The organism is Dyadobacter beijingensis DSM 21582, from assembly GCF_000382205.1.
Lineage (GTDB): Bacteria > Bacteroidota > Bacteroidia > Cytophagales > Spirosomataceae > Dyadobacter > Dyadobacter beijingensis.
In genome coordinates, this window is the sequence record NZ_KB907789.1 from 1,031,245 (window position 1) to 1,055,711 (window position 24,467).

Sequence of the window (24,467 nt, forward strand, 5' to 3'; positions counted from 1 at the left end):
CTAATAATACTAACCTTTATGACCGATCGTAAGACGCGGCTGGCTGTCATCCTCATCACGTCACTGTTTTTCCTCTGGGGTTTCGCCCTCAACCTCAACCCGATCCTGATCCCGCATTTGAAGAAGGCCTGTCAGCTCAGCGACTTCCAATCGGCCCTCATCGACTCCGCTTCCTACATCGCCTACTTCCTCATCGCATTACCCGCCGGGCTGTTTATGAAAAAGTATGGGTATAAAGCCGGCATCGCCTTTGGATTGCTTCTTTTTGCCACTGGCTCATTTCTATTTTACCCAGCGGCGGAAATGCGGCATTTCGGATTTTTCCTCTTTGCATTGTTCGTGATCGCCAGCGGGCTTACCATGCTCGAAACCGCCGCCAACCCGTACATTACCGTGCTCGGCGACGCGGATTCGGCCACACAGCGGCTCAATTTCGCACAGTCGTTCAATGGGTTAGCCGCATTCCTGGCGCCTGCGATGGGAGGCAGATTCATTCTTTCGGGTAAAACGCTTTCGGAGGCTGAGCATAACGCCATGACGCCCGATCAGCTGAACGCTTACCTCGATACCGAGGCCTCGTCTGTCCAGGTTCCATTCATTCTCATTGGATTGGTCGTATTGCTGGTAGCCGTTCTGATCTGGCGCACGTCACTACCGGAAATCAAAGAGGAAGAGTCGCCGGAAGCGAAAAGCGGCGGCTCGATTTGGGGCGAGAAAAATCTCATCCTGGGCACAACGGCCCAGTTTTTCTATGTCGGCGCACAAGTTTGCATCAGCAGCTTCTTTATCCGGTTTTCCGACAAAGTAGCGGGCATCGATGAAAAAACGGCAGCCTATCTCCTGGCCGGCGCGCTGGCCGCATTTATGGTCGGGCGGTTTATAGGTACCTATTTAATGCGCTTTGTGGCACCTCCGCGTTTACTTGCATTGTACAGCATTATCAACGTAGTGCTGCTGATCGTGGCGGTAATCACGAGCGGCATGTTCCCCGTGTATGCCCTCATGGGCGTCGAATTCTTCATGTCGATCATGTTCCCGACAATTTTCGCATTGAGCATCCGCGGATTGGGAGAAAAAACCAAAATCGGTTCGTCGCTCGTGATCATGTCGATTGTCGGCGGCGCTTTTTTCCCGGTGATTATGGGGCAGGTGTCGGATATTTCGTCCATTCAAACGGCTTACATAGTCCCGGCGGTGTGTTTCCTCGTAGTGTTATATTTCGCGATCCGCAACAGCGCCGTCAAGCACGTGACGCTGGGCACTTCGCATTAAGGCATAAGCAGTTTATTGATCAGTATTTATTCAAATAAAATGGATTTAAAACTTCAGAATAAAATCATTATCGTGACTGGCGGGGCCAAAGGCATTGGCGAAGGGATCGTGCAGGTTCTGGCATCCGAAGGCGCGATTCCCGTGATCGTGGGCAGAAATGCGGGAGATAACCAGAAGGTCGTCGATGCGCTGGCTGCGCAAGGAAAAGAAGCATTTCAGGTAGCGGCAGAACTCACCCGGCCGGAAGCTTCCGAAAAAGCGGTCAATGCAGTGCTGGAAAAATACGGCCGCATCGACGGGCTCGTCAACAATGCCGGCGTGAACGACGGTGTCGGCCTCGAAAACGGCACCTACGACGGTTTCATCGCTTCATTGCATAAAAATGTCGTGCACTATTACCTGATGGCGCATTATGCATTGCCTGCGTTGAAAGCTTCCAAAGGCGCCATCGTCAATATCAGTTCCAAAACGGCGGATACCGGGCAGGGCGGCACGTCGGCTTATGCGGCCTCCAATGGCGGCCGTAATGCGCTCACGCGTGAATGGGCCGTGGAATTGCTCAAATACGGTATTCGCGTCAACTCGGTGATCGTTGCCGAATGCTGGACGCCGCTGTACGAAAAATGGATCGAAACATTGCCGAACCCGAAAGAAAAACTGGCGTCGATCACCGCGAATATCCCATTGGAAAACCGCATGACCACCGCCGAGGAAATCGCGAATATGACCGTTTTCCTGCTTTCAGAAAGATCCAGCCACACAACCGGGCAGCTCATTTACGTCGACGGCGGCTATGTCCACCTCGACCGCGCGCTCGCCAACTCCTGACATCGATCCATGGAAATACTCGTTTGCAACACGCCCGGCTCGTTCTCCTACGAGCAAGCGGAGGCGCCGGTTTCCAAGCCGGGCCATAGCATATTAAAAATCAGGAGGATAGGCATTTGCGGTACCGATCTGCACGCGTTCGAAGGAACGCAGCCTTTCTTCAACTATCCCCGGATACTGGGCCACGAACTGGCCGGAGAGATCGTCGAGACGGACGCGCCGGGATTTGTACCGGGTGAGGCCGTGACGTTTGTGCCCTATTTCAACTGCGGCAAATGCGTGGCCTGCCGCAATGGGAAACCCAACTGCTGTACCACCCTGAAAGTATCGGGTGTGCACATCGACGGCGGCATGGTGGAATATCTTTCCGTTCCTTCCTACTCGCTCGTACACGGCGACGGCCTGAGCTACGACGAGCTTGCCCTCGTGGAGCCGCTCGCGATAGGGGCGCATGGCGTACGCCGCGCGGACGTCCGTAAAGATGAATTTGTGTTGGTCGTCGGCGCGGGGCCCATTGGCCTGGGAACGATGGAATTTGCACGCATTGCAGGGGGAAAGGTAATCGCGCTGGATATCAACGACCAGCGCCTCGCATTCTGCCGCGACCGCATCGGCGTAGGCCATACCGTGAATGCGCTCACCGAAAACGTGACGGAACGCCTCGCCGAGATTACGAACGGCGACATGCCTACGGTTGTAATCGACGCCACGGGTAACCTCCGGGCTATCAATACTGCATTTGCTTACCTCGCGCATGGCGGCAAATATGTGCTCGTAGGCCTTCAAAAAGGCGAAATAGCATTCAGCCATCCCGAGTTCCACAAGCGGGAGGCTACATTAATGAGCAGCCGCAACGCCACCCGCGCCGATTTCGAGCATGTGATCCACAGTATGAAAAACGGGCTCGTAGACCCGAAAACATATATCACCCACCGCGTAGCATTCGGGCAAGTGAAGGATGAATTCGAAACCTGGCTCGACCCGGCTAATGGGGTTATTAAGGCGATGGTGGAGGTGGGGTGACCGCCGACGACCGACCGCCGTTTTTTAGCCACGATGTTGCGCCTTCGGCTGTTAATATCAGCGGTCGGCAGTCAGCGGCCGGCGGTCGGCGGTCGGCAACTCAATTCGTTTTTTTGTAATTCAATATCGCCCATCCATTCAGCACCGCGGCCATTGCGGCTACAATACCTAAATGCGGGAGGACGTCGGCGAAACTGCTGCCTTTGAGAATGACCATCCGCATGACTTCGATCATGTACCGCACCGGGTTGACGCGGGTGATCATTTTCGCCCAGTCGGGCATGCTGTCGATCGATGTAAACAGCCCGCCCAGCAGTATGAACAGCATCATGAAGAAGAACATGATGAACATGGCCTGCTGCTGGGTGTCGCAAAACGTCGAAACGAGCAATCCGAAGCCCAGCACGGCGAGCAGGTACACGGAAATGAATGCATAGAGCGTCAGCAAGCTACCCTCCGGCACGATCCCGTATACAAACCTGGCCACCAACAGCCCGATCGTAAAAACGACATTGGCCAGCACCCAGAAGGGGATCAGTTTTCCCAGGATAAAAATGTGCTTCTTAATGGGGGTCACGTTGATCTGCTCGATGGTACCAATCTCCTTCTCCCGCACGATATTTAACGCAGTAAGAAACCCGCCTACCATCGTCACGAGGATCGCGAGGATGCCCGGCACAATGAATACCTTGTAATTCAGTACCGGATTGAACCAGTTGGATGCGACGACGTCGATCACGGGAAACTGGCTGAAACGCGGCGGCGTGACGAGCTGCATGCGTATATCCGCATTGAAATCACCGATGATACTGCCCAGATAGGAACCGCCAAGGCTGGCCTTCGTGCCATTGATCGCATTCACGGCCACGAAAAGCTTCTCATGGTCTTCCCGGATAAGGTTTCGCTCAAAATCGTGCGGAATTTCGAGGATCAGGTCGGCCTCGTCGGATTCGATCAGCCCGAATGCTTCTTTGAACGACCCATTATAGCTTGTCAGCCGGAAATAGCCCGATGCAACGATCTTCGAGATCAGCTTTTGAGAGTAGGGTGATTTGTCATGATCCACGACCGACAGATTGATATTCCTCACCTCGTAATCCGCCGCGAGCGGCATCAGTATCAGCTGCACCATCGGCATGAAAAAGATCAGCGCCACGATGGATTTGTCCCTGAAAATCTGCCGGAATTCTTTGCGTAACAAAAATCGTAATGTCCTCATTGCAAACGGATTTTAAAGCTTTTTAAACTGATCAGCAGCAAAAACAGGGTCATACCGAGCAAAATCAGCGTCTCTTTCCACAGCATCGAAATGCCTAATCCTTTGATCATAATGGATTTGACAATGATGTAAAACCACTTGGAAGGGACAATATTCGAAATGACCTGCAACGGTACGGGCATGTTTTCGATCGGGAACAGGAAGCCGCTGAACATCATCGTCGGCAGCAGCATGCCCATCAGCGAGATGAGCATAGCGATTTGCTGGGACTCGGTTTTGATGGAAATGAATATCCCCAGCGCCAGGCAGGTAATGATAAACAACGTGCTTTCTGCAAATAGCAGCGGGACGCTTCCCTTCACGGGCAAATCCAGTACGAAAACGCTCAGCAGCAGGATCGCCGTCACATTCACGAGCGACAACGCGAGGTAGGGAAATGCCTTGGCAAAAATAACCAGTACCGGCTTGAAGGGCGATACGAGCAGGATTTCCATCGTACCCGTTTCCTTTTCCCGGACGATGGAAATGGCCGTCATCATCACCGAAACGAGCATCAGCACCAGTGCCATCACGCCCGGCACGAACCCGTGGGCGCCTTTCAGCTGCGGGTTGTAGAGCATCCTCACCTCCGGCGTGATGCGGTACGGCATTTGCAGGTTTGCATTCACCTGGTTCTGGTAATCGAGTATGATCGAAGACAGGTAATTGGTGATCATATTGGCCGTGTTCACATCGGTAGCGTCTGCAATGAGCTGGACCTGCGCCTTGTTGTGGTGCAGCAGATCTTCGTTGAAACCCTCCGGGAACACCACCACCGCCTTGATTTTCCCTTGCCGGAAAGTGCTCAGAATTTCCTGGTGACTCAATGCGGCCTGCCGGATATTAAAGTACCGGCTCGACCCGATCTTCGTCAGCAGTTCCCACGAGGCATTGTCTTTCGCATAATCCACCACCAGTATTTCGGAGTCCTTCACTTCGTTGGTTAAGGCAAAACCAAAGATCAAAATCTGCGCAATGGGCATCCCGAAGAGGATCAGCAGCGTGCGGCGGTCACGGAGGACATGGTAAAATTCCTTCCTGACAAATGCGAGAAACTGTTTCATACTAATCCCCTCTTTTGGCGCCGCGCGCGAGTTGATAAAAAACCTCGTCCATGGAACGTGCCTGAAAGCTGTGTTTCAGGTTTGTCGGCGTGTCGAGCACTTCCATTCTCCCATCCACCATAATGGATATACGGTTGCAGTATTCGGCCTCGTCCATATAATGCGTCGTCACGAAAACGGTAATGCCGCGGTCGGCCGCTTCGTAAATCAGGTCCCAAAACTGCCGCCGCGTCACCGGGTCGACGCCGCCGGTGGGCTCGTCGAGAAACACAATCTGCGGATCATGGAGCACGGCCACGGAGAACGAAAGCTTCTGCTTCCAGCCCAGCGGCAGCGAGGCCACCAGCTTGTTAGCCTCGGATTTTAAGCCAAGCACCCGAAGCAGTTCGTCGGTTTTGGATTTAATGCGTTCGTCGGAAAGGCCATAGATGCCGCCGAAAAACTCAATGTTTTCCCGCACGGTCAGATTTTCGTAAAGCGAAAACTTCTGGCTCATATAACCGATGTTCTTTTTGATCAGCTCGGTTTGGGTATACACATCATATCCTGCAATGGTGGCCTTTCCCGAGCTGGGCGACGACAGGCCGCACAGCATCCGCATGGCCGTCGTTTTACCCGCGCCGTTCGCGCCGAGAAAGCCGAAAATCTCTCCTTTGTGTACGTTGAATGTAATTTCGTTGGTAGCGATAAAATCTCCGAAGCGCTTCGTAAGCTTCTCGCAGACAATCACTTTATCGTCCTGCATCATGGCTATGACATTTTAATGTAATAATTTGATAAATGAGTCCTCGATCGTCACATCGGCATCCTTCACCTCCACGCCCGTGAGCCCCTGCCCGCGCAGGTATGCCTGCAATGCCTCCGTATCCGTGTCGGCCAGGGTGGCGTGCGCGTACTCGCCGAACGCGTAGCTGCTCAGGATCGCCGGGTAGCTTTCCAATGCTTTCAGCAACCGGTACATTTCATGGGCCCGGACGGCCAGTAGCCGGTCGGGGTACGCGTTGACTATATTCTGCGGCGTGTCTATCGACAGGATTTTGCCGCCCTGGATCAATGCGATACGGTCACAGAGCGAGGCTTCGTCCATGTAGGGCGTCGAAACGAGGATGGTAATGTGCTGTTCTTTCAACCGTTTCAGCATTTCCCAGAATTCCTTGCGCGACACGGGGTCCACGCCCGTGGTAGGTTCGTCGAGGAACAGCGTCGTCGGTTTGTGGATCAATGCGCAGCACAATGCGAGTTTCTGCTTCATACCGCCCGACAACTTGCCCGCCCGGCGGTTTTTGAATGGCTCGATCTGCACGTAAATGTCTTGGATCAAATGGTAGTTCTCCTCAATCGTCGTCCCGAACACGGTAGCGAAAAAATGCAGGTTTTCCTCGATGGTCAGGTCCTGGTAGAGCGAAAATTTACCAGGCATATACCCTACCGAACTCCGTATCTGCCTGAAATCCCGAACAATATCATGGCCGTCCACGCTCGCCGAACCGCCGTCGGGCAGGAGCAGCGTCGTGAGCATGCGGAATATGCTCGACTTACCCGCGCCATCGGGACCAATGAGGCCGAAAAGCTCCCCTTTGTTCACGGAAAACGACACATCGTCCACCGCCACGGTCTTCTCCTTGCCGTAAGTTTTGGTCAGGTTTTTGACAACAACCGCTTCCATTATTGCCATGCGACTTCTCCGTACATGCCTATTTTCAGGTAACCGTCATTCTTCACACGGATCTTCACCGCGTACACAAGGTTAGCGCGTTCGTCTTTCGTCTGGATCGTTTTGGGCGTGAATTCGGCCTTGTTGCTGATCCATTCGATCGTTCCCGGGAGCTCGCGGTACTTTCCTTCGGCGCTGTCTACCAGCACTTTCACTTGCTGGTCCAGTTTGATACCCGTCAGCTGGTCGCCCGTCACGTAGGCGCGCAGGATGATCGTCGAGAGGTCGGCCACTTTGTACAAAGGCTTACCGGCCGCCGCCACCTCGTTGGCCTCCGCATATTTGGTGAGCACCGTCCCATTCACCTCGTTCACGATCTTCGACTTCGCCAGCTGATCATTAATCTGCTCAATCTGAACATATAACGGCAGCACATCGGCCCGGAGGCCGGACGTTTGCGTTTTCAGCACAGACGTCTGCGCGGCATCCTGCTTGCGGATCACGTCCAGCTGTTTTTGCAGTTCTTCCACCTGCGCATTGATGTCGTCGAGTTGCTTGGGCGTCGCCGCATCGGCTTTCAGGAGGTTCTGAACACGTTTTTGTTCGTGCAGCAAATTATCGAGACGAACCTGCGAAACGGCGATTTGCTGCTTATAGACATTGGTTTGCGCCGCAATGTCCGGCAACCGGCTGCCGGTGGCGCGGATTTGGGCTTCGAGCTGCTTTTTGCGTAAAAACAGTTGCAGGCTGTCGATGTACCCCACCGTTTGCCCGGCTTTCAGTTGCTGGCCTTCTTCGAGGTTCAGCGCCACAATGCGGCCTGTGGCTTCGGCCGAAACGATCGTCTCCACCGCTTCGAACGTCCCCGATGCGTCGTATGGATTTTCTTTCCCTTTGCACGCTGCCAAAGCGGCAGCCATGATGATCAGATATGAAGTGGTTTTCATGATTTTGTCGTTAAATGCATTATTCAATGGTGGTTCCCAATGTGTTATCGAGGTTATATTCCGACATCAGCAGCTGGATGCCATGGAGAATCTTGTTCTGCCGCGCGGCGTCTTCGGCATTCACTTCCCGCAGAAAATCGTTCGTATTGATCACGCCGTTTTCGAGCTGGGCGGCCGATGTCGTTTTAATGCCCTCTCGGAGGGCGATAATCTCGTCGTCGGTCGTGAGCAACTGGCGGAAACGGCTCAGTTCTGCGTTCTGCTGGCGCGCGGCGAGGTTGGTGTTGAAAAGAAATGTCTCTTTTTGCAGCTGAATGGCATCCCGGCTGTTCCGCACCAGCTCGCGGTCCTTTTTTACCGTATAAAGTCCTGAAAGCGACCAGTTCAGCCGCACGCCCGTGATGTAGTACGGGTCAAACCCGTTGCTGAGGATATTCAATGCCGGCCTTCCGTAGCCGCCCTGGAAGAAAAAGTTGAGCCGGGGCCGGTTGCGCACATCGATCATTTGCGACTGGATATCCAGGCTGCGGTGCTGCGCCTCGTACAATTTCAGCTCCGGGCGGCTGATCTCGCGGTTGCCCGCCAGTTCCGCCGGCCTTTCCAGCACCGCCGAATCGCCCAGCGTCCGGCCGGTGAGCAAGCCCAGCATATCCAGGTAGGCTTTCCGGCTGGCATTCAGGTCGATCGTACGCTGGTCGGCTTTCAGCAACTCGGCCTTGAATGTATTGGCATTGCTTTTAAATGCGGTGCCGTTGTCGATGAGTGCCTGTACCTTTTTAATACCGAGATGAATATCTTTTTTCAGCAACTCATTCTGTTTCAGCTGCTCTTCCAGCATTAATATGCCAAAAAACAGCTGGTTCACCCGCTCATTCAGTTTGTACAGCTCCACTTCCAGCTTCTGCGACTCCACCTGCGCATTCGCCTCGTGCGAGCGGACCTGCGTGCGGACGTTCCCGCCGTCGTAAATGACCTGGTTCACCTCGCCGAGCACCTTGTACTGGTCCTTGTTGAGTGTCGGGAACTCCACGCCGGGCACCGATACCGGCAGTTTGAACTCCGTCACGGCCGACTGGTAAGTAGCCTGCCCCAGGACGCTCAGCTGGGGCAGATAGCCTTTGGCCGCATTGCTCACCGAATAGTCGCGCGTTTTCTCGATAAGCCCCTGCTGGCGGATCATCGGGTAATTCTTCCGCGCGAGCTGGTAGGCGTCCCGGATCGTCAGCGACTGCGCCTGCGCGCCCAGGGCGGCGAGTGCCAGGCAGCTGAAAATCATTCGCATTTTCACTTCATTAATCATTTTATTTATTCGTTTTATTTAATCATTTGATTAATATATGGGCAAAAAAAATCAGGTGGATCAGCCTCGAATTGTCGTTCCGCACGCCTGATCAGCTATGGTCGAGCATCAGTTTCATCCACATCGGGATAAGTTTTTTGCGCTGTTCCATCATTTGCCGGTAAAAATCCTCATTGCCCATGATCGGCTGCAAAACCGGCTTGGCTACAAATGGGAACAGGTTCATACCAAGCAGATTAATGACAAAATGCAGCGGATTAATATCGCTCCTGCGCTCCATCAGCTGCCGCACGAAGGCCGATTCCTTCAATATCTTCGGCGCTTGCAGGCGGTTGGCGAGCTGTTCGGGGTTGTTACGGATCTCGCTGAGCACGAAAATGGGCAAGTCGGGATGTTCGAGGAGCATGTTAATATAGTTCTCGGTAATATTTTCCAGCTTTTCGTCCAATGTGGTTGATGCGTCGTTCAGGATCGGGGCCAGCACGCCGAAGAGCTTCTCGATCCGTTCGGCCATCACGATCTGGAAAAGCTTCTCCTTGCTGCGGAAGTAGTAATTCAGCAATGCAAGGTTGATACCCGCTTCCTCGGCAATGTCCCTGGTGCGTGCATTGCCATACCCTTTTTTGGTAAAAACAACGCCCGCCGCCTCTTTGATCTTCTCTTCCGTACTCAGATCCAACGCTTCCTTTTTCGCCTTCGCCATTTGCCGTTTTCAGTTTGATACGTCAAAGGTAAAAGCGTTTTCTGGTTTAACCAAATTATTTAATCAAATGATTAATTACTGCTGGGTGACGACTGATGGCTGGCGGTCGGCGATTACTTTTCGTTTTCCCACTCAAAACATCTTGAAATATTAATTACCCTCGTAATTTTGCATTCGCTTTGGCCTGAACGTACATTCAAAGCACTTGAATAGGAACTGTTTTCATGAAGAAAATCCGTAATTTTTGCATCATTGCCCATATCGACCACGGTAAAAGTACCCTGGCGGACCGTCTGCTGGAATTTACCAAAACCGTAAGCCAGCGCGAAATGCAGGCGCAGCTTCTGGACAATATGGACCTGGAACGCGAACGTGGCATCACCATCAAGAGCCACGCGATCCAGATGAACTATATGTACCAGGGCGAAGAATACATACTGAACCTGATCGATACCCCGGGCCACGTGGACTTTTCCTACGAGGTTTCGCGCTCGATCGCGGCCTGTGAAGGTGCATTGCTGCTCGTGGATGCATCCCAGGGCACGGAGGCACAGACCATTTCAAACCTTTACCTGGCGATCAACCACGACCTGGTGATCATCCCCGTTCTCAACAAAATCGACCTTCCCGGTGCCATGCCCGAAGAGATCAAGGACGAAATGGTGGACCTGCTCGGGTGCGAGCGCGAGGACATTATCCCGGCCAGCGGTAAGGAAGGTATCGGCATCGAAAACATCCTCAATGCGATCGTGGAACGCATTCCCGCCCCTACCGGCGACCCAGAAGGCCCGTTGCAGGCTTTGATTTTCGACTCGGTTTTCAACTCCTACCGAGGGATCGAAGTTATTTTCCGGGTGAAAAACGGCAGCATCAGAAAAGGCGACAAGGTCAAATTCATGGCGACCGGCAAGGAATATATCGCCGATGAAATTGGCACCCTCGGCTTGCAGCAAATCCCGAAACAAGTGGTGGAATGCGGCGACGTAGGTTACCTGATTTCGGGTATCAAAGTGGCCAAAGAGGTGAAGGTGGGCGACACTTTCACCCACATCGACCGCCCTGCCAGCGAAGCCATCGTCGGCTTCTCGGAGGTTAAGCCGATGGTTTTCGCCGGTATTTACCCTGTGGATACGAGCGAGTTCGAAGAGCTTCGCGAGGCGATGGAGAAATTGCAGCTGAACGACGCGGCGCTCGTTTGGGAACCGGAAACTTCCGCAGCCCTCGGCTTCGGTTTCCGCTGCGGCTTCCTCGGAATGCTGCATATGGAGATCGTGCAGGAACGTCTGGAACGCGAGTTCGACATGACGGTGATCACGACGGTACCTTCCGTACAGTTCCGCGTGTTGACTACCAAAGACAAATTACTGAATATCAGCGCTCCTTCCGAAATGCCGGAGCCTAACCATATCAAGTACATCGAAGAACCTTACATCAATGCGCAGATCATCACGAAGTCGGACTACATCGGCCCGATTTTGAACCTGTGTATGGACAAGCGGGGTATTCTCAAAAACCAGATTTACCTCACGGCAGAGCGCGTGGAACTTCAATTCCTGATCCCGCTGGCCGAGGTGGTATTTGATTTCTTCGATAAACTTAAAACAATATCAAGAGGTTACGCCTCGCTCGACTACGAACTGGCAGGATACCAGGAGTCGGACATGGTGAAGCTGGACGTGATGCTGAACGGCGAGGCGGTGGATGCATTGTCGGCCATCGTGCACCGGTCGAAATCCTACGAATGGGGTAAGAAGCTTTGCGAAAAGCTGCGGGAGCTGATCCCGCGGCAAATGTTCGAGATCGCCATCCAGGCGGCCATCGGACAGAAGATCATTGCGCGTGAGACGGTGAAAGCGATGCGGAAGGATGTTTTGGCCAAATGTTATGGCGGTGACATCTCCCGGAAACGCAAACTCCTTGAAAAACAGAAGAAAGGAAAGAAACGGATGCGCCAGGTCGGTAGCGTAGAGATCCCGCAGGAGGCATTTATGGCCGTTTTGAAGATCAACTAATTATCCCGACGGTTTAGAATTATCCGTAAAAGCAGGTGCGAAGTTGCCCTTTTATTGTAATTTTGACCGAAAGCTAAATTTCGACCAAGAACAAAAATACCTTAACAAGCGATATGGCAGAAGTAATTCGTATGCCCAAAATGAGCGACACCATGGAAGAGGGTGTTATCGCGGAATGGCACAAAAAAGTAGGCGATAAAATTAAATCCGGTGAAGTGATTGCAGAGGTGGAAACCGACAAGGCAACCATGGACCTCGAATCTTACTGGGACGGTACCCTTCTTTACATCGGCGTGAAAAAAGGCGACGCGGTGCCTATCGACGGCATTATGGCGATCGTTGGTTCGGAAGGTGAAGACTATCAATCACTGCTCGACGGCGCCAGCAATGGCAATGGAAGCGCTCCCGCCGCTGCTGAGGCTCCCAAAGAAGAAGCCAAAGCTGCTCCTGCCGTTGAAACTGTCACACCGGAAGCAGCAACTGCGCCGGCTGGGGCAGCCCCCGCTGCAAAACCTGCCGCGGCTTCTACCGAGAAAATCAATGCTGCGGTAGTGCGTATGCCGAAAATGAGCGATACCATGGAAGAAGGTACGCTGGTTTCATGGCAGAAAAAAGTAGGCGATAAAGTAAAATCAGGCGATATCCTGGCCGAAGTCGAGACAGACAAGGCTACGATGGAGCTCGAAGCATATGAAGACGGTACCCTGCTTTATGTAGGTATCAAAGAAGGCGAAGCCGTACCTGTTGACGCGATCATCGCGGTAATCGGTGAGGACGGCGCGAATGTGGAAGCATTGCTCGCACGTGAAAACGGCGAAGCGCCTGCGGAAACGGAAGCTGCCCCCGCTGCTGCACAGGCATCGGCCCCTGCCGTAAATAGCGCTGAAAAGGCCGTTTCGCAAGCTGATTCGAGCGAGCGCGTGAAAGCATCGCCATTGGCCAAACGCCTGGCCGACGAAAAAGGGATTAACCTGAGCGAAGTATCAGGAAGCGGCGACAATGGCCGTATCGTGAAACGCGATGTGGACGAGTTCAAGCCTGCTGCCAAAACAGAAGCTCCGGCTGCTGCGCCGGCACAAGCTGCTCCCGCCAAAACAGAAGCTGCTCCCGCTGCCGCTGCTGCACCGGCGACCGGCGATTTCGTGGATACCCCGATCTCGCAAATGCGCAAAACCATTGCGCGCCGCCTGAGCGAAAGCTTGTTCACTGCACCGCATTTCTATGTGACCATGGAAATCAATATGGACAAGGCGATGGCGCTCCGTCCGCAGCTGAACGAAGTGGCTACGGCGAAGATCTCTTTCAACGACATGGTGATCAAAGCTTGCGCCGTGGCACTGAAGCAGCATCCTGCCGTCAACTCCGCATGGCTGGGTGACAAGATCCGCAAATACAATTATGTCAATATCGGTGTGGCCGTGGCAGTGGACGAAGGTTTGCTGGTACCGGTGATCCGCGAGGCTGACAAGAAAACGCTTTCTGCCATTTCAGGTGAAGTAAAAGACCTGGCCGGCAAAGCAAAAGATAAAAAACTGCAACCGAAAGACTGGGAAGGCAACACATTCTCCGTATCGAACCTGGGTATGTTCGGTGTAGACGAGTTCACTGCGATCATCAACCCGCCGGATTCCTGCATCCTGGCGATCGGCGCGATCAAGAAAGTGGCTGCTTTCAAGGAAGATGGAACGGTTTACCCGACCAACATCATGAAGGTAACGCTTTCGGCCGACCACCGCGTGGTAGATGGCGCCACCGCTGCGCAGTTCCTTTTGACAGTAAAAAAACTGTTGGAAGAACCAATGAGCATGCTGGTGTAACCCAACATCGATTGCATGAAAAAGTGTCAGGCCCGCAAGGTCTGGCACTTTTGTTTTCAGAGGCATTGTGTTTCAAACGCGACCAACATTTGCATTAAATATCAATATGGAGAAAATACACGCTACTACCGTCCTCGGGGTACTACACAACGGAACTGTCGCATTAGGCGCGGACGGTCAGGCTACGATGGGTAATACGGTGGCCAAGAGTAATGTCAAAAAGATCCGCACGCTGCAAGGCGGCAAAATCCTCGTCGGCTTCGCCGGCTCTACGGCCGATGCATTCACGCTTTTGGACCGGTTTGAAGAAAAACTGAACGGCTACGGCGGCAATATGAAGCGCGCGGCCATTGAACTCGCCAAAGACTGGCGCACAGACCGCTACCTGCGCAAGCTGGAAGCGATGATGATCACGGCCAATAAGGATGAAATCCTCGTTATTTCGGGTACGGGCGATGTGCTGGAACCTGAAAATGGCATCGCGTCGATCGGCTCGGGCGGGAACTTCGCATTATCGGCTGCGCAGGCATTGAAGAAACATGCCACGCACCTGAGTGCCGAGGAAATGGTGCGGGAAGGCCTGACGATCGCGGCTGATCTTTGCATTTATACCAATCACAACCTGGTGATCGAGAAAGTCGAGCAGTAGATTACCCCTATGCGATTGATGTTTTCCGGCATAGTGGCATGGCTTAGTGAGCCGCAGAGCGGCAACCTGTTTATTGAAATGCTACCTCTACCCGTTTTGGCTCCATCGGAGCCTCCTGCTGGCATAGTCAGGAGGCTGCGGTGGAGCCTGAATGTGTAAAACCACCTTCCCTCACAGCTCCGCCATCAGCGTCATCAGCTTCACCAGCGAATCGGAAATGACCCGGTTACTCCCCGGCACATATTTGTGCGCGATAATCGTAAAACTCAGTAATGCGCCCGATTTGGCGTTCACATAACCCGCGAATGCCCGCGTACCTTCGATTGACCCGCTCTTCGCATGCACATTACCCGCAGCGCGCGAGCCTTTGCCCAGGTTGCGTACCGTGCCGTTCTGGCCGATGACGGCGATACTTTGATAAAAATCCTTGAAACTGGTGTCCTTATTGGCCAGATTGAGAATGTCCGTCAGGCTGCCGGCGGTAATGGAGCCGGAAGGTGAAAGGCCGCTCCCGTCTTTGATATAAAAACCGCGCAGATCCGCTCCCCTGCCCGACCAGTAGCCCGTAATAGCCGTAGCCGCATCATCGAAGCCCGACTTGCCGGAAAGCCGCTTGCCCGATTGTTTGAAAAATACATCAGCGAAAAGGTTAATGCTCCAAAAATTGGCCTGCTGGCACAGTTCGCGCAATGGCGGCGATTTGTATTCGTCGATGATCTTCTTCGGACTGGGCGCCAGCGACGCGTTGTTGCCGGGGATTTGGTCCGCCTCCCCTACCACGACCCCATTGCCCGATAATGCGTTTTTTAATGCATACGCCGCGTACCAGGCCGGGTCGGGAATGGAACCTTTGACGGTAAAAACCGGATTTCCTGCCGGTACCGTGCCGGTGAGGAGCACATTGTTGCCAAGCGGACTACTGTATATGATCGTCTGATCGCCCGAGCCGCGCTCCCCGGTGGTGACCTGGTTCGTGAATGACAGATATGGGATCGCAGGTTCTGTGCCCGTAACGGTCGTGGGGTCACCTGCTTCGACGCCGGGTTTGAATTTGACCCGGTAAAGGTTTTCATTGAAATTCAGTCCCTGGACGCCGGCACCGTAATAGTTGCCCATATCGCCCCAGATCCACGTGCTCGCAACAGCTTCTTTATCGAAAAACGAGGCGTCGGCGAGGATTTTTCCCTTGACATACCGGATACCTGCTTTCCTCACCGCCGCGACCCACCGGCTGATCATTTCCGGTGCCGTTGGATAACCCTTAAACCGGTCACTGCCCAATGACGGGTCGCCGGTGCCGTGGATGTAAAGATTGCCGGCAAGCGTGTCGCCGCGGAGTGCGCCGTCGTATTCGAGGAATGTCTGGAACCGGAAATCGCCGCCGAAAAGAGATAGTACCGTCGCCGTCGAGACGAGTTTTAACGTGGATGCAGAGGGTAATGATCGCTCCGCATTCAATGCAAATACATTTTTACCTTCCTTCACAGCTTTCACGCTGATGGCCAGGGAGCCGCTTCTGAGGAACTCGCTGTTTTGCAGTTCAAGCACCGCGTCGCTGAAACGGACGAGGCCGGCGCTGTCGATCACTTGTGCGGACGCTGTTTGGAATACAAAAAAAACAGATAGAAAAAGAAGGGTGGCTCTCATCATATTAAATCTTCGCAAGGCATAAAAATGGTGCCGCTTTGTCTAATCTAGTAACTAATGTCCGTATCTCAGGCTGTTTTTTGGTACTTTTGTAAGATATTAGACAATCGATTAGTAGTTTACAAAGAAAAGATACAATAGTGATATTGATTTTTCCGCCAGACGAAAAATACCAATATAGCTTACACCCCATACTATTTATATGAAATTGACATTTTGGGGGGCTACACAGCAGGTCACCGGGAGTATGTTCCTTCTCGAATCGGACGACTACCGGATACTGATCGACTGCGGCTCCGATTTTGATCTCGATGAGATCGGCAAGAAAACACGATACGAACAGCAGAAGAGCGTTTTTCCATTCGAACCCAGTCTGATCAACACTGTACTGCTCACACACGCCCACATCGACCACTCCGGCAACATTCCTAATCTCTATAAGGAAGGTTTCGAGGGACGGGTGGTTTGTACCGAGCCTACGATGGCGCTGACGTCGCTTTTGCTCAAAGATGCGGCCAACCTGCATCAGAAACGGCTCAATTCCCGCATTAATAACCGTAAAAAAGGCAAGAAGAAGCGCGAGGTGCCGATGGATTACTATGTCGAAAAACATGTGACCGAGGCATTGGACAACTTCGTGCCCGTGGCTTTCGGCCAGCGCTACCGCATTGCCGACAATGTGACGGTGACTTATTACGCAGCGGGCCACTTGCTCGGCGCGGCGCATATCGTGCTGGATGTGTATGAGAATGGCGAGAAAAAACGGCTGTGCTTTTCGGGCGACATCGGCCGGAAGAACTATCCGCTGCTGATCGACCCGCAGGAAGTACCGCAGGTGGACTACCTGATCTGCGAGTCGACGTACGGCAACCGCCTCCACGAAGACCAGCGCGGCCCCGTGGAAACGCTCGCCGATGTGATCAAACGTACATGTATCGACATTCCCGGCAGGCTTATTATCCCGTCGTTTTCGGTGGGCCGTACGCAGGCGCTGCTTTACACGCTCAACCAGCTCTACCTCGACCGCTCCTTTCCGTTCATTAAAGTATTCTCCGACAGCCCGTTGGCGCATAGCAGCACGAAGGTTTACCAGAAACATTCCCGCATGCTGAACAAGGAAGCGCGCGAGTTCAAGGAGGACAACGATATGCTTTTCGACTTCGAAAACCTGATCTACCTCGAAAGCTCCGACGCAAGCCGCGCGGTATCGAATTACAACGAGCCGTGCATTATCATTTCGTCGTCCGGTATGGTGCAGGGCGGGCGCGTGGAACAGCACGTGGAGGCCAATATCGGCAACCCGTACGCGACGATCCTCATGATCGGCTATGCCTCGGAAGGCACGCTGGGGTGGCGGCTTTTGAATGGGCAGGATACGATCTCGATTCGCGGAAAGCAGCATCCGGTCTTGGCTAATATTGAAAAAATTGACGTATTTAGCGGCCACGGAGACCAAAACGACCTAATTCAATTTGTAAAAATGCAGGACCCGGAGAAACTCAAAGGCATTTTCCTCGTCCACGGAGAGCAGCAAAGCATGGCTGAGTTCCAAAGTAAAATTCAAGAAATCGGCTATCATTCGGTGGAAACGCCGTTAAGAGGCACTACCTACGAACTCTGACCGCTTCTGATTTCGCCCACTAATCACCAGAACCTGAATTATGAGAACATACCTGGATTTTGAAAAACCTATGGCCGAGCTCGAACGAAAGCTCGAAGAAATGAAAACATTGGCGAATGAAAACAATGTGGATTTTTCGGACGCCATTGCGTTGCTGGAAGGCAACATCACCAACCTTCGAAAAGAAATCTTTGAAAACCTCACGCGCTGGCAGCGCGTGCAGCTCTCCCGTCACCCGGACCGTCCCTACACGCTTGACTACATCGAACTGATCTGCGACGAATTCATCGAGCTCCACGGCGACCGCCAGGTGCGCGATGATCCGGCTATTATCGGTGGGCTCGCGAATGTCGGCGGACAGTCGTTCATGCTTATCGGGCAGCAGAAAGGCCGTAATACCAAGCAGCGCCAGCACCGTAACTTCGGTATGCCGAACCCGGAAGGTTACCGCAAGGCATTGCGCCTGATGAAGCTCGCCGAGAAGTTCAACAAGCCTATCGTGACGCTGATCGACACGCCGGGTGCATTCCCCGGTATGGAAGCCGAAGAGCGCGGACAGGGCGAGGCGATCGCGCGCAACCTGAAAGAAATGTTTATGCTGAAAGTGCCCGTGATCTGTATCGTGATCGGCGAGGGCGCTTCCGGCGGCGCATTGGGTATTGCCATCGGCGACCGCGTGCTCATGCTCGAAAACACCTGGTACTCCGTAATTTCTCCGGAAAACTGCTCGGCGATCCTCTGGAGAAGCTGGGATTTCAAGGAGCAGGCTGCCGAGGCGATGAAGATCACCGCCAAAGATATGACCAACTATAAACTCGTGGACGGCATTATCCCCGAGCCGCTCGGTGGTGCCCACCTCGACCACAAATGGATGGCCGACGAGCTGAAAAAGGTGATCCTCGAAAATATAGCCGAGCTTTCCTCGATCGAGGAACAAGACCGTATCGATCAGCGTATCGAGAAGTTCTGTTCGATGGGCGTGGTAGTTGAAGCATAACAATATTCATGAAAAACGACCAGATCAAGAATATCATTTTCGACCTCGGCGACGTGATCCTCAACATCGACGTGCCCATTGCGTCCAGGTCGTTTGCAGACCTCAGCGGGCGCGAACAGAGTGAGATCCTCACGATTTTCAAAGAGAGCGAAATTTTCCGCCATTTTGAAACCGGACTGATGGACGAACCATCTTTCCGGAACTATGTGCGCGAAATACTGGATTTTCCTGATCTGTCGGACGAGGCTATCGATACCGCCTGGAACAGCCTCCTGCTGGACCTCCCGCCCGAGCGCGTGGAGCTGCTGAAAAAACTGGCCGCGAAATACCGGATTTTCCTGCTCAGCAACACCAGTTCGATCCACATTACCCAGGTGAACAAAATCCTGAAAGCCTCAACGGGTGTGGAACGACTGGAAGATCTGTTCGAAACCGTGTTCTTGTCCTACGAAATGGGCCTCATGAAGCCAGATCCGCGGATTTACCAGCAAGTTCTCGAACAAGCAGGCCTGAAAGCGGAAGAAACGCTTTTCCTCGACGACAATGCGGACAATATCCGCAGCGCCGCGGGCCTCGGTATCGAAACCATCCACGTCCAAAAGCCGGTTACCATTCTGGAATATCTCAAAGACTATGCAGTCTAACACACGCACCCACATCATCCAGGCGGCATTATTTGTAATCACCATCGTCACCACGACGATGGCCGGTGCAGAATGGATGTTCGGGAACCTGTTCGGCTTTGTTTACGACATATTTTACTTCCTGATCGGCCAGGAGCAGGCCAAGCAGGTACCCACCCCACCGAAAGCAATGGGCTGGGCGGAATTCAGGCAGGGCTTCCACTTTTCGGTCCCTTTCCTGCTCATCCTGACGATCCACGAGTTCGGACATTACTTCGTCGCGAGGGCGCACAAGGTGAAAGTGACGCTGCCGTTCTACATTCCGCTGTGGTTCGGCATTTCCCAAAGCATCGGTACATTGGGCGCATTTATCCGCATTAAGGAAGTGGTTAAATCGCGTGTGAAGTTTTTTGATATCGGTATAGCAGGCCCGCTAGCCGGGTTTGTGGCCGCATTGGTGGTGCTGTGGTACGGATTCACGCATTTGCCGCCGCCAGATTACATTTTCAAGATCCACCCGGAATACGAACGTTTCGGGCTGAATTACCCGCAGTTTGCCTACGAAAACCCGGCCGGCAACCTCATGCTGGGCGACAATATCCTGTTCTGGTTTTTCAAAAACTATGTCGCCGATCCCGCGCGCCTGCCGCATGCGTACGAGCTCATCCATTATCCTTACCTTTTTGCAGGATATCTGGCACTATTCTTCACCTCGCTGAACCTGATTCCCATCGGCCAGCTCGACGGCGGGCATATCCTGTACGGTATGATCGGCAAGAAACGGTTCAACGTGATCGCGCCCATCCTGTTCGGTATTTTTGCATTCTACGCCGGCCTGGGCGTGTTCCGCACCGAATCCTTCGCCACCGGCAGCGACGCATTGTTTTACGAACAGCTGCTATACCTGGCCATTTACATATATTTCCTCTACATCTGCTTCAAACGCGCGTTCGACAACCCGTCCACCGCGCTGATGATCAGCCTGCTGATGGTCGTCGGACAATTCGCCGTTTGCTACGTCCGCCCGGACTGGGACGGTTCCGTCAACCTGCTGCCGTTCGTCCTGATCCTCGGCCGCTTCCTTGGCATCCGACACCCCGAAACCGAAGACAACAGCCCGATCGGCACGCCGCGCATGATCCTGGGCGTGGTAGCGTTCATCATTTTCGTTATCTCATTCAGTCCTACGCCGTTTATTGTGATTGAGTAGGAAGGAGATCGGTGAGCATCCAGCCTTTTGTAGTTTTCCAAAAGCTGCATGAGCACCCGCATTTCCCGCAGACATTTCCTGACCGCACTCGCCGCCGCGCCCCTGATCCCGAACATCAGCGCCGCCGAAGCGCCGTTCACCTATTCCGTCAATGGCAGAATCCCCGTTTCCCAACTCGGTACCGCATTGATCCATGAGCATGTGCTGGTGGATTTTATTGGGGCGGATCAAATTTCTCCCGATCGCTGGAAGCATGAGGAAGTGGTTCGGAAAGTGCTGCCTTATTTAATGGAAATTAAAGCCCGGGGTATCAAAACGCTCGTGGAATGCACGCCGGCATTCATTGGCAGGGATGTGCTGCTGCTCAAAAAGCTTTCGGATCAATCGGGGCTGAATATTGTGACGAATACCGGCTACTACGGCGCTTCGGATAACAAGTATTTGCCCAAATGGGCATTCATCGAAACGGCGGAACAGCTGGCCGATCGCTGGATCTCTGAGTTTGAAAAGGGCATCGAAGGTACCGGCATTCGGCCAGGATTTATCAAGACCGGCGTTAATAGCGGCGCATTGTCCGAATTGCATCAGAAGCTGATCAGGGCAGCGGCGATGACGCATTTGAGGACCGGGCTGACTATTTGCTCGCACACGGGCCCCGCTTTGCCCGCGCGGGAGGAGATTGAAATACTCAAAAAATCGGGCGTGCATCCGTCTGCATTCGTGTGGGTACATGCAGGCGGGACCGCGGAGGAACTGGCGGATATTGGCAAAAGCGGCTGCTGGATCAGCCTGGATGGCGTGAATTCTGATAATATCGACCGGCATGTGGCGCTCATCCGCCATTTGAAAACTCAAAACCAACTTTCGCAAGTCCTCATTTCGCACGATGCCGGCTGGTACCGCCCCGGCGAGCCGAATGGTGGCGAGTTCCGCGGCTACACGACGATCTCCGACAAGCTGGTGCCTGCATTAAAGCAAGCCGGATTCACCGATGCAGCTGTGCGGACATTAATGGTCGGCAATCCCGCGAATGCTTTTGCGATCCGCGTTCGGAAGGCGTAGCCGTCAGGATCTTTCAATGCGGAATTCCGTCCAGCCGTCCGTGCCGGTCTGCAATGCGAATGCAAAGCCGTGGTTACCGAGGATTTCACGCGTTAATGTGAGGCCGATGCCCTGGCCGTCGCGCTTGGTGCTGAAAAACGGGTTGAAAAGCTTACTGCTTACCTCGGGATCGATCGGTTTGCCATTATTACGGACCACTACCTGCTCAGCGGAGGCGACGATCCGTACCTCCTGCCCGCTACCGCACGCTTCGATGGCGTTTTTGACGACATTGATCAGCACTTGCTCCATTTGCCCCTTATCGACCTTCCAGAATACCTCCCCTGCGGTTTCGCTATGTACCCGTACATTCCGCAGCGAGGCGGCATGCTGCATAAAAACGGCCACGTCGCGCGTGAGCAGGCCTATATCCGTGTGCTCCGGCGCGGGCGCAGGCAGGCGTACCACGTCCGCGAAGTTGCGCATGAAGCGCGTGAGCTGCTGGTTTCGCTCGGAAGCCACATGCAGGGCGTCCTTCACGTCGCGGTAGTCGGCATCGGGGAGCAAATGCGTGGTAGTTTGTAAAATCGAGTCCGTCGCGCCGAGCGTGTTGTTCACCTCGTGGGCCATCATGCGGATTACCTTGCCGTAGGCGTTCTTCTCCGATTCGAGGATTTCGTTCGTCAGTTCCTCGATCATCAGGAACGACCGCCGGAAACCCCGGTCCATAAAATGCGACCGCTGGGCCTTGAATGTGGCAACGCCGTTGGTCTTAACCATCCGCGATTCGCCGTCGAGTATACCAGCAAGTTCGATCAGCAGCGGCAGGCCGGTTTCTTCCAGTTTTTTGCCCGTCAGTGCAACGTTATGCTGCTCAAACTGGCCTTTACCCTTGCTGTTCAGCGACTCGATGCGGTCGTCGTAGTCGAGGATAATGATGGAAATGGGCGACGCTTCGATGAGTTTTTCCAAAAAGAAATGCTGCTCGTTGAGCTTGATACGCTCCTCGCGCAGCTGGTCGATCATCATGTTATAGACCTCAATCAGCACATCGACTTCCCCTTTGCCCGTCGGAACGAACTTGATCGAAAAGTCTTTGTCCTTGATGGCCTCGATTCCGGACTTCACAAATTGGATAGGTTGCATAAAATTGTTGTAAAGCAGAATGGACGCCCCGGCTGACGCGAGCAGAAAGATCTCCGAGACGATAAATAGCGCCTTGTTCTCAAAAAGCAGCTTGTAAACGAGCAATATCAGCACCAGGTGCAGGATCGTGATATAGGCAATGTATTTCGTCTTCGTGGATAACCTCATGCCTCTTCCGAATCAAACGATATGCCGAATTTTTCCAACCGCCGGTACAATGCAAACCGCGTAATGCCGAGCGACCTTGCTACTTTGCTCACCTTATTCTGGTGATGCTGCATGGCCCTTACAATCATCTGGTACTCCATTTCTTCGAGTGTAATGCTGCCCACTGCGGGCACGTTCTTCTGCGTCGGCGCGGTATTCCCAGCATGCAGGTTACGCTGAAAATCCTCGATATCGAGCACATCATTATGCGCGAGCAGTACCGTTCGCTCCACGAGGTTTTTGAGCTGGCGGATGTTACCCTGCAACGGCAGCGTTTTGAGCCATTTCAATGCGGCCGCGCTGATTTTTAGCTCCGGGCGGTTGTAAATTGCTTTCAGGTTATCTGCAAAAAACGACGACAGTAATGGAATATCGTCCGGCCGCTCGCGCAATGCGGGCAGCTTAACGGTGATCAGGTTAATGCGGTAATACAAATCTTCCCTGAATGTACCCTGCGCCACCATTTCTTCGAGGTTCCGGTTGGTAGCGCAAATCACCCGCACGTCCACCGTCCGGCTCTTACTGCTGCCCAGCGGCTCGAATGTGCGCTCCTGCAACACGCGCAGCAATTTCACCTGGCTCGACAAGTCCAGCTCGCCGATCTCGTCGAGGAAGATCGTACCCCTGTGGGCCATTTCAAAGCGGCCGGTACGGTCGGTTTTGGCGTCCGTAAAGGCGCCCCGCACGTGACCGAACAGCTCGCTCTCGAACAATGTCGAAGAAATCCCGCCCAGGTTTACCTTTACAAAAGGCCGCATTTTCCGGCGACTGTTGGAATGGATCGCCTCGGCGATCAGCTCCTTGCCTGTGCCGCTCTCGCCCGTAATGAGCACGGGGGCGTCGGTAGGTGCTACCCGGCCCGTCGTTTCCAGGATCGCGAGCAGCTTGGCATCCTCGCCGACGATATTTTCAAAATGATATTGCTGATCGAGCTTGCGGCGGCTTCCGGCCTGCTGGGCCGGTTTGGCCAGGTTCAATATCGTGCGGATCGACTGGACCAGGTAATCGTTCTGCCACGGCTTGGTCACGAAATCGGCCGCGCCCTCCTTCATTCCCCGCACGGCGAGGTCGATCGTCCCCCAGCCTGTGATCAATATCACCGGAATGGCCGCATTGTGCTTTTTAATGCGTTGCAGCAAATGCATGCCTTCCTTCCCCGACGTTTCGATCGAAAAATTGAGATCGAGCAGGATTAGTTCCGGCGTCGTGGTTTTCAGTATTTCAAAAGTTTCCTCCGGCGACCCTACCCCACGCACGTCGAATCCCTCCTTTTTTAAAAGAAGCATCAGCGAGGTACGGATAGCAAGGTCGTCGTCTACGATTAGGAGCATGCGATGCTGGTATGTTGAACGTTTGTGTTTTTGACGGCCGACAGCCGTCAGCCGTCAGCCATCAGCCATCAGCCGTCAGCGGTCGGCCATCAGCGGTCAGCTGTCGGCCGTCAGCCG

The 24,467-nt window shown here is 53.6% G+C and carries 21 protein-coding genes; 11 read left to right on the forward strand and 10 right to left on the reverse strand.

What is annotated here, in order from left to right:
* The first annotated feature begins 18 nt into the window (after positions 1 to 18).
* From fucP to H144_RS0122940, 3 genes are read left to right on the forward strand one after another with little or no spacing between them, the layout of a single operon-like run.
* Entirely contained in the window at positions 19 to 1,272 is a 1,254-nt protein-coding gene (fucP, locus tag H144_RS0122930; RefSeq protein WP_019944458.1) for an L-fucose:H+ symporter permease, read from the forward strand.
* Between the two features lie 39 nt (positions 1,273 to 1,311).
* Positions 1,312 to 2,100 (forward strand): SDR family oxidoreductase, encoded by a 789-nt coding sequence (locus tag H144_RS0122935; protein WP_019944459.1) that lies wholly within the window; start codon positions 1,312 to 1,314, stop codon positions 2,098 to 2,100.
* Positions 2,101 to 2,109: 9 nt separating this feature from the next.
* A complete protein-coding gene (locus tag H144_RS0122940) occupies positions 2,110 to 3,123 on the forward strand; it encodes a zinc-binding alcohol dehydrogenase family protein (RefSeq protein WP_019944460.1) in 1,014 nt (337 codons plus the stop codon).
* Between the two features lie 100 nt (positions 3,124 to 3,223).
* On the opposite strand, the gene H144_RS0122945 is transcribed toward H144_RS0122940, so the two are convergent.
* The 7 genes from H144_RS0122945 to H144_RS0122975 all read right to left on the reverse strand — a co-directional run bounded on the left by H144_RS0122945 (position 3,224) and on the right by H144_RS0122975 (position 10,049).
* Positions 3,224 to 4,342, reverse strand: a complete 1,119-nt coding sequence (locus H144_RS0122945; RefSeq protein WP_019944461.1) for an ABC transporter permease — start codon at positions 4,340 to 4,342, stop codon at positions 3,224 to 3,226.
* Positions 4,339 to 5,445, reverse strand: a complete 1,107-nt coding sequence (locus tag H144_RS0122950; RefSeq protein WP_019944462.1) for an ABC transporter permease — start codon at positions 5,443 to 5,445, stop codon at positions 4,339 to 4,341. Before H144_RS0122950 ends, H144_RS0122945 begins: the two co-directional genes overlap by 4 nt.
* A gap of 1 nt (position 5,446) precedes the next feature.
* On the reverse strand, positions 5,447 to 6,193 hold the full coding sequence (locus H144_RS0122955; RefSeq protein WP_019944463.1) for an ABC transporter ATP-binding protein: 747 nt from the start codon (positions 6,191 to 6,193) through the stop codon (positions 5,447 to 5,449).
* 12 nt (positions 6,194 to 6,205) lie between these two features.
* A complete protein-coding gene (locus tag H144_RS0122960) occupies positions 6,206 to 7,111 on the reverse strand; it encodes an ABC transporter ATP-binding protein (protein WP_019944464.1) in 906 nt (301 codons plus the stop codon).
* Positions 7,111 to 8,046 carry an HlyD family secretion protein gene (locus tag H144_RS0122965; protein ID WP_026350925.1) on the reverse strand — a complete coding sequence of 312 codons (936 nt, stop codon included), beginning with the start codon at positions 8,044 to 8,046 and terminating at the stop codon, positions 7,111 to 7,113. Before H144_RS0122965 ends, H144_RS0122960 begins: the two co-directional genes overlap by 1 nt.
* A 19-nt stretch (positions 8,047 to 8,065) precedes the next feature.
* Complete coding sequence (locus tag H144_RS0122970) at positions 8,066 to 9,346, reverse strand: TolC family protein (RefSeq protein WP_019944466.1); 1,281 nt, start codon at positions 9,344 to 9,346, stop codon at positions 8,066 to 8,068.
* Between the two features lie 91 nt (positions 9,347 to 9,437).
* Positions 9,438 to 10,049 (reverse strand): TetR/AcrR family transcriptional regulator, encoded by a 612-nt coding sequence (locus H144_RS0122975; RefSeq protein WP_019944467.1) that lies wholly within the window; start codon positions 10,047 to 10,049, stop codon positions 9,438 to 9,440.
* A 224-nt stretch (positions 10,050 to 10,273) separates the two neighbouring features.
* On the opposite strand from H144_RS0122975, the gene lepA reads away from it, so the two are divergent.
* The 3 genes from lepA (at position 10,274) to hslV (ending at position 14,527) form a co-directional block, all read left to right on the forward strand.
* Positions 10,274 to 12,061, forward strand: coding sequence for a translation elongation factor 4 (lepA, locus tag H144_RS0122980; RefSeq protein WP_019944468.1), 1,788 nt, complete (start codon positions 10,274 to 10,276; stop codon positions 12,059 to 12,061).
* Positions 12,062 to 12,174: 113 nt separating this feature from the next.
* Complete coding sequence (locus H144_RS0122985) at positions 12,175 to 13,878, forward strand: pyruvate dehydrogenase complex dihydrolipoamide acetyltransferase (RefSeq protein WP_019944469.1); 1,704 nt, start codon at positions 12,175 to 12,177, stop codon at positions 13,876 to 13,878.
* Positions 13,879 to 13,984: 106 nt separating this feature from the next.
* On the forward strand, positions 13,985 to 14,527 hold the full coding sequence (gene hslV, locus H144_RS0122990; RefSeq protein WP_026350926.1) for an ATP-dependent protease subunit HslV: 543 nt from the start codon (positions 13,985 to 13,987) through the stop codon (positions 14,525 to 14,527).
* A gap of 171 nt (positions 14,528 to 14,698) precedes the next feature.
* Here hslV and dacB read toward each other — a convergent pair whose 3' ends face one another.
* Positions 14,699 to 16,114 (reverse strand): D-alanyl-D-alanine carboxypeptidase/D-alanyl-D-alanine endopeptidase, encoded by a 1,416-nt coding sequence (dacB, locus tag H144_RS0122995; RefSeq protein ID WP_019944471.1) that lies wholly within the window; start codon positions 16,112 to 16,114, stop codon positions 14,699 to 14,701.
* A gap of 262 nt (positions 16,115 to 16,376) precedes the next feature.
* On the opposite strand from dacB, the gene H144_RS0123000 reads away from it, so the two are divergent.
* The 5 genes from H144_RS0123000 to H144_RS0123020 are packed head-to-tail and all read left to right on the forward strand — an operon-like array spanning position 16,377 to position 21,687.
* Positions 16,377 to 17,795, forward strand: coding sequence for an MBL fold metallo-hydrolase RNA specificity domain-containing protein (locus tag H144_RS0123000; protein ID WP_026350928.1), 1,419 nt, complete (start codon positions 16,377 to 16,379; stop codon positions 17,793 to 17,795).
* Between the two features lie 40 nt (positions 17,796 to 17,835).
* The gene (locus H144_RS0123005) at positions 17,836 to 18,792 is read left to right on the forward strand and encodes an acetyl-CoA carboxylase carboxyltransferase subunit alpha (protein WP_019944473.1); all 957 of its coding nucleotides are present in this window, start codon (positions 17,836 to 17,838) and stop codon (positions 18,790 to 18,792) included.
* An 8-nt stretch (positions 18,793 to 18,800) separates the two neighbouring features.
* Positions 18,801 to 19,436, forward strand: a complete 636-nt coding sequence (locus H144_RS0123010; protein ID WP_019944474.1) for an HAD family hydrolase — start codon at positions 18,801 to 18,803, stop codon at positions 19,434 to 19,436.
* Complete coding sequence (locus H144_RS0123015; RefSeq protein ID WP_019944475.1) at positions 19,426 to 20,625, forward strand: site-2 protease family protein; 1,200 nt, start codon at positions 19,426 to 19,428, stop codon at positions 20,623 to 20,625. Before H144_RS0123010 ends, H144_RS0123015 begins: the two co-directional genes overlap by 11 nt.
* Positions 20,626 to 20,673: 48 nt before the next feature.
* Positions 20,674 to 21,687 (forward strand): phosphotriesterase family protein, encoded by a 1,014-nt coding sequence (locus H144_RS0123020; RefSeq protein WP_019944476.1) that lies wholly within the window; start codon positions 20,674 to 20,676, stop codon positions 21,685 to 21,687.
* A gap of 3 nt (positions 21,688 to 21,690) precedes the next feature.
* Here the strand turns inward: H144_RS0123020 and H144_RS0123025 are convergent, their stop codons facing one another.
* Together H144_RS0123025 and H144_RS0123030 are read right to left on the reverse strand one after the other, a co-directional pair.
* Positions 21,691 to 22,980: a sensor histidine kinase gene (locus tag H144_RS0123025; protein ID WP_019944477.1), complete on the reverse strand. Its 1,290-nt coding sequence runs from the start codon at positions 22,978 to 22,980 to the stop codon at positions 21,691 to 21,693.
* Positions 22,977 to 24,350, reverse strand: coding sequence for a sigma-54-dependent transcriptional regulator (locus tag H144_RS0123030; RefSeq protein WP_019944478.1), 1,374 nt, complete (start codon positions 24,348 to 24,350; stop codon positions 22,977 to 22,979). The genes H144_RS0123025 and H144_RS0123030 overlap by 4 nt, the downstream gene beginning before the upstream one ends.
* Between the last annotated feature and the right edge of the window lie 117 nt (positions 24,351 to 24,467).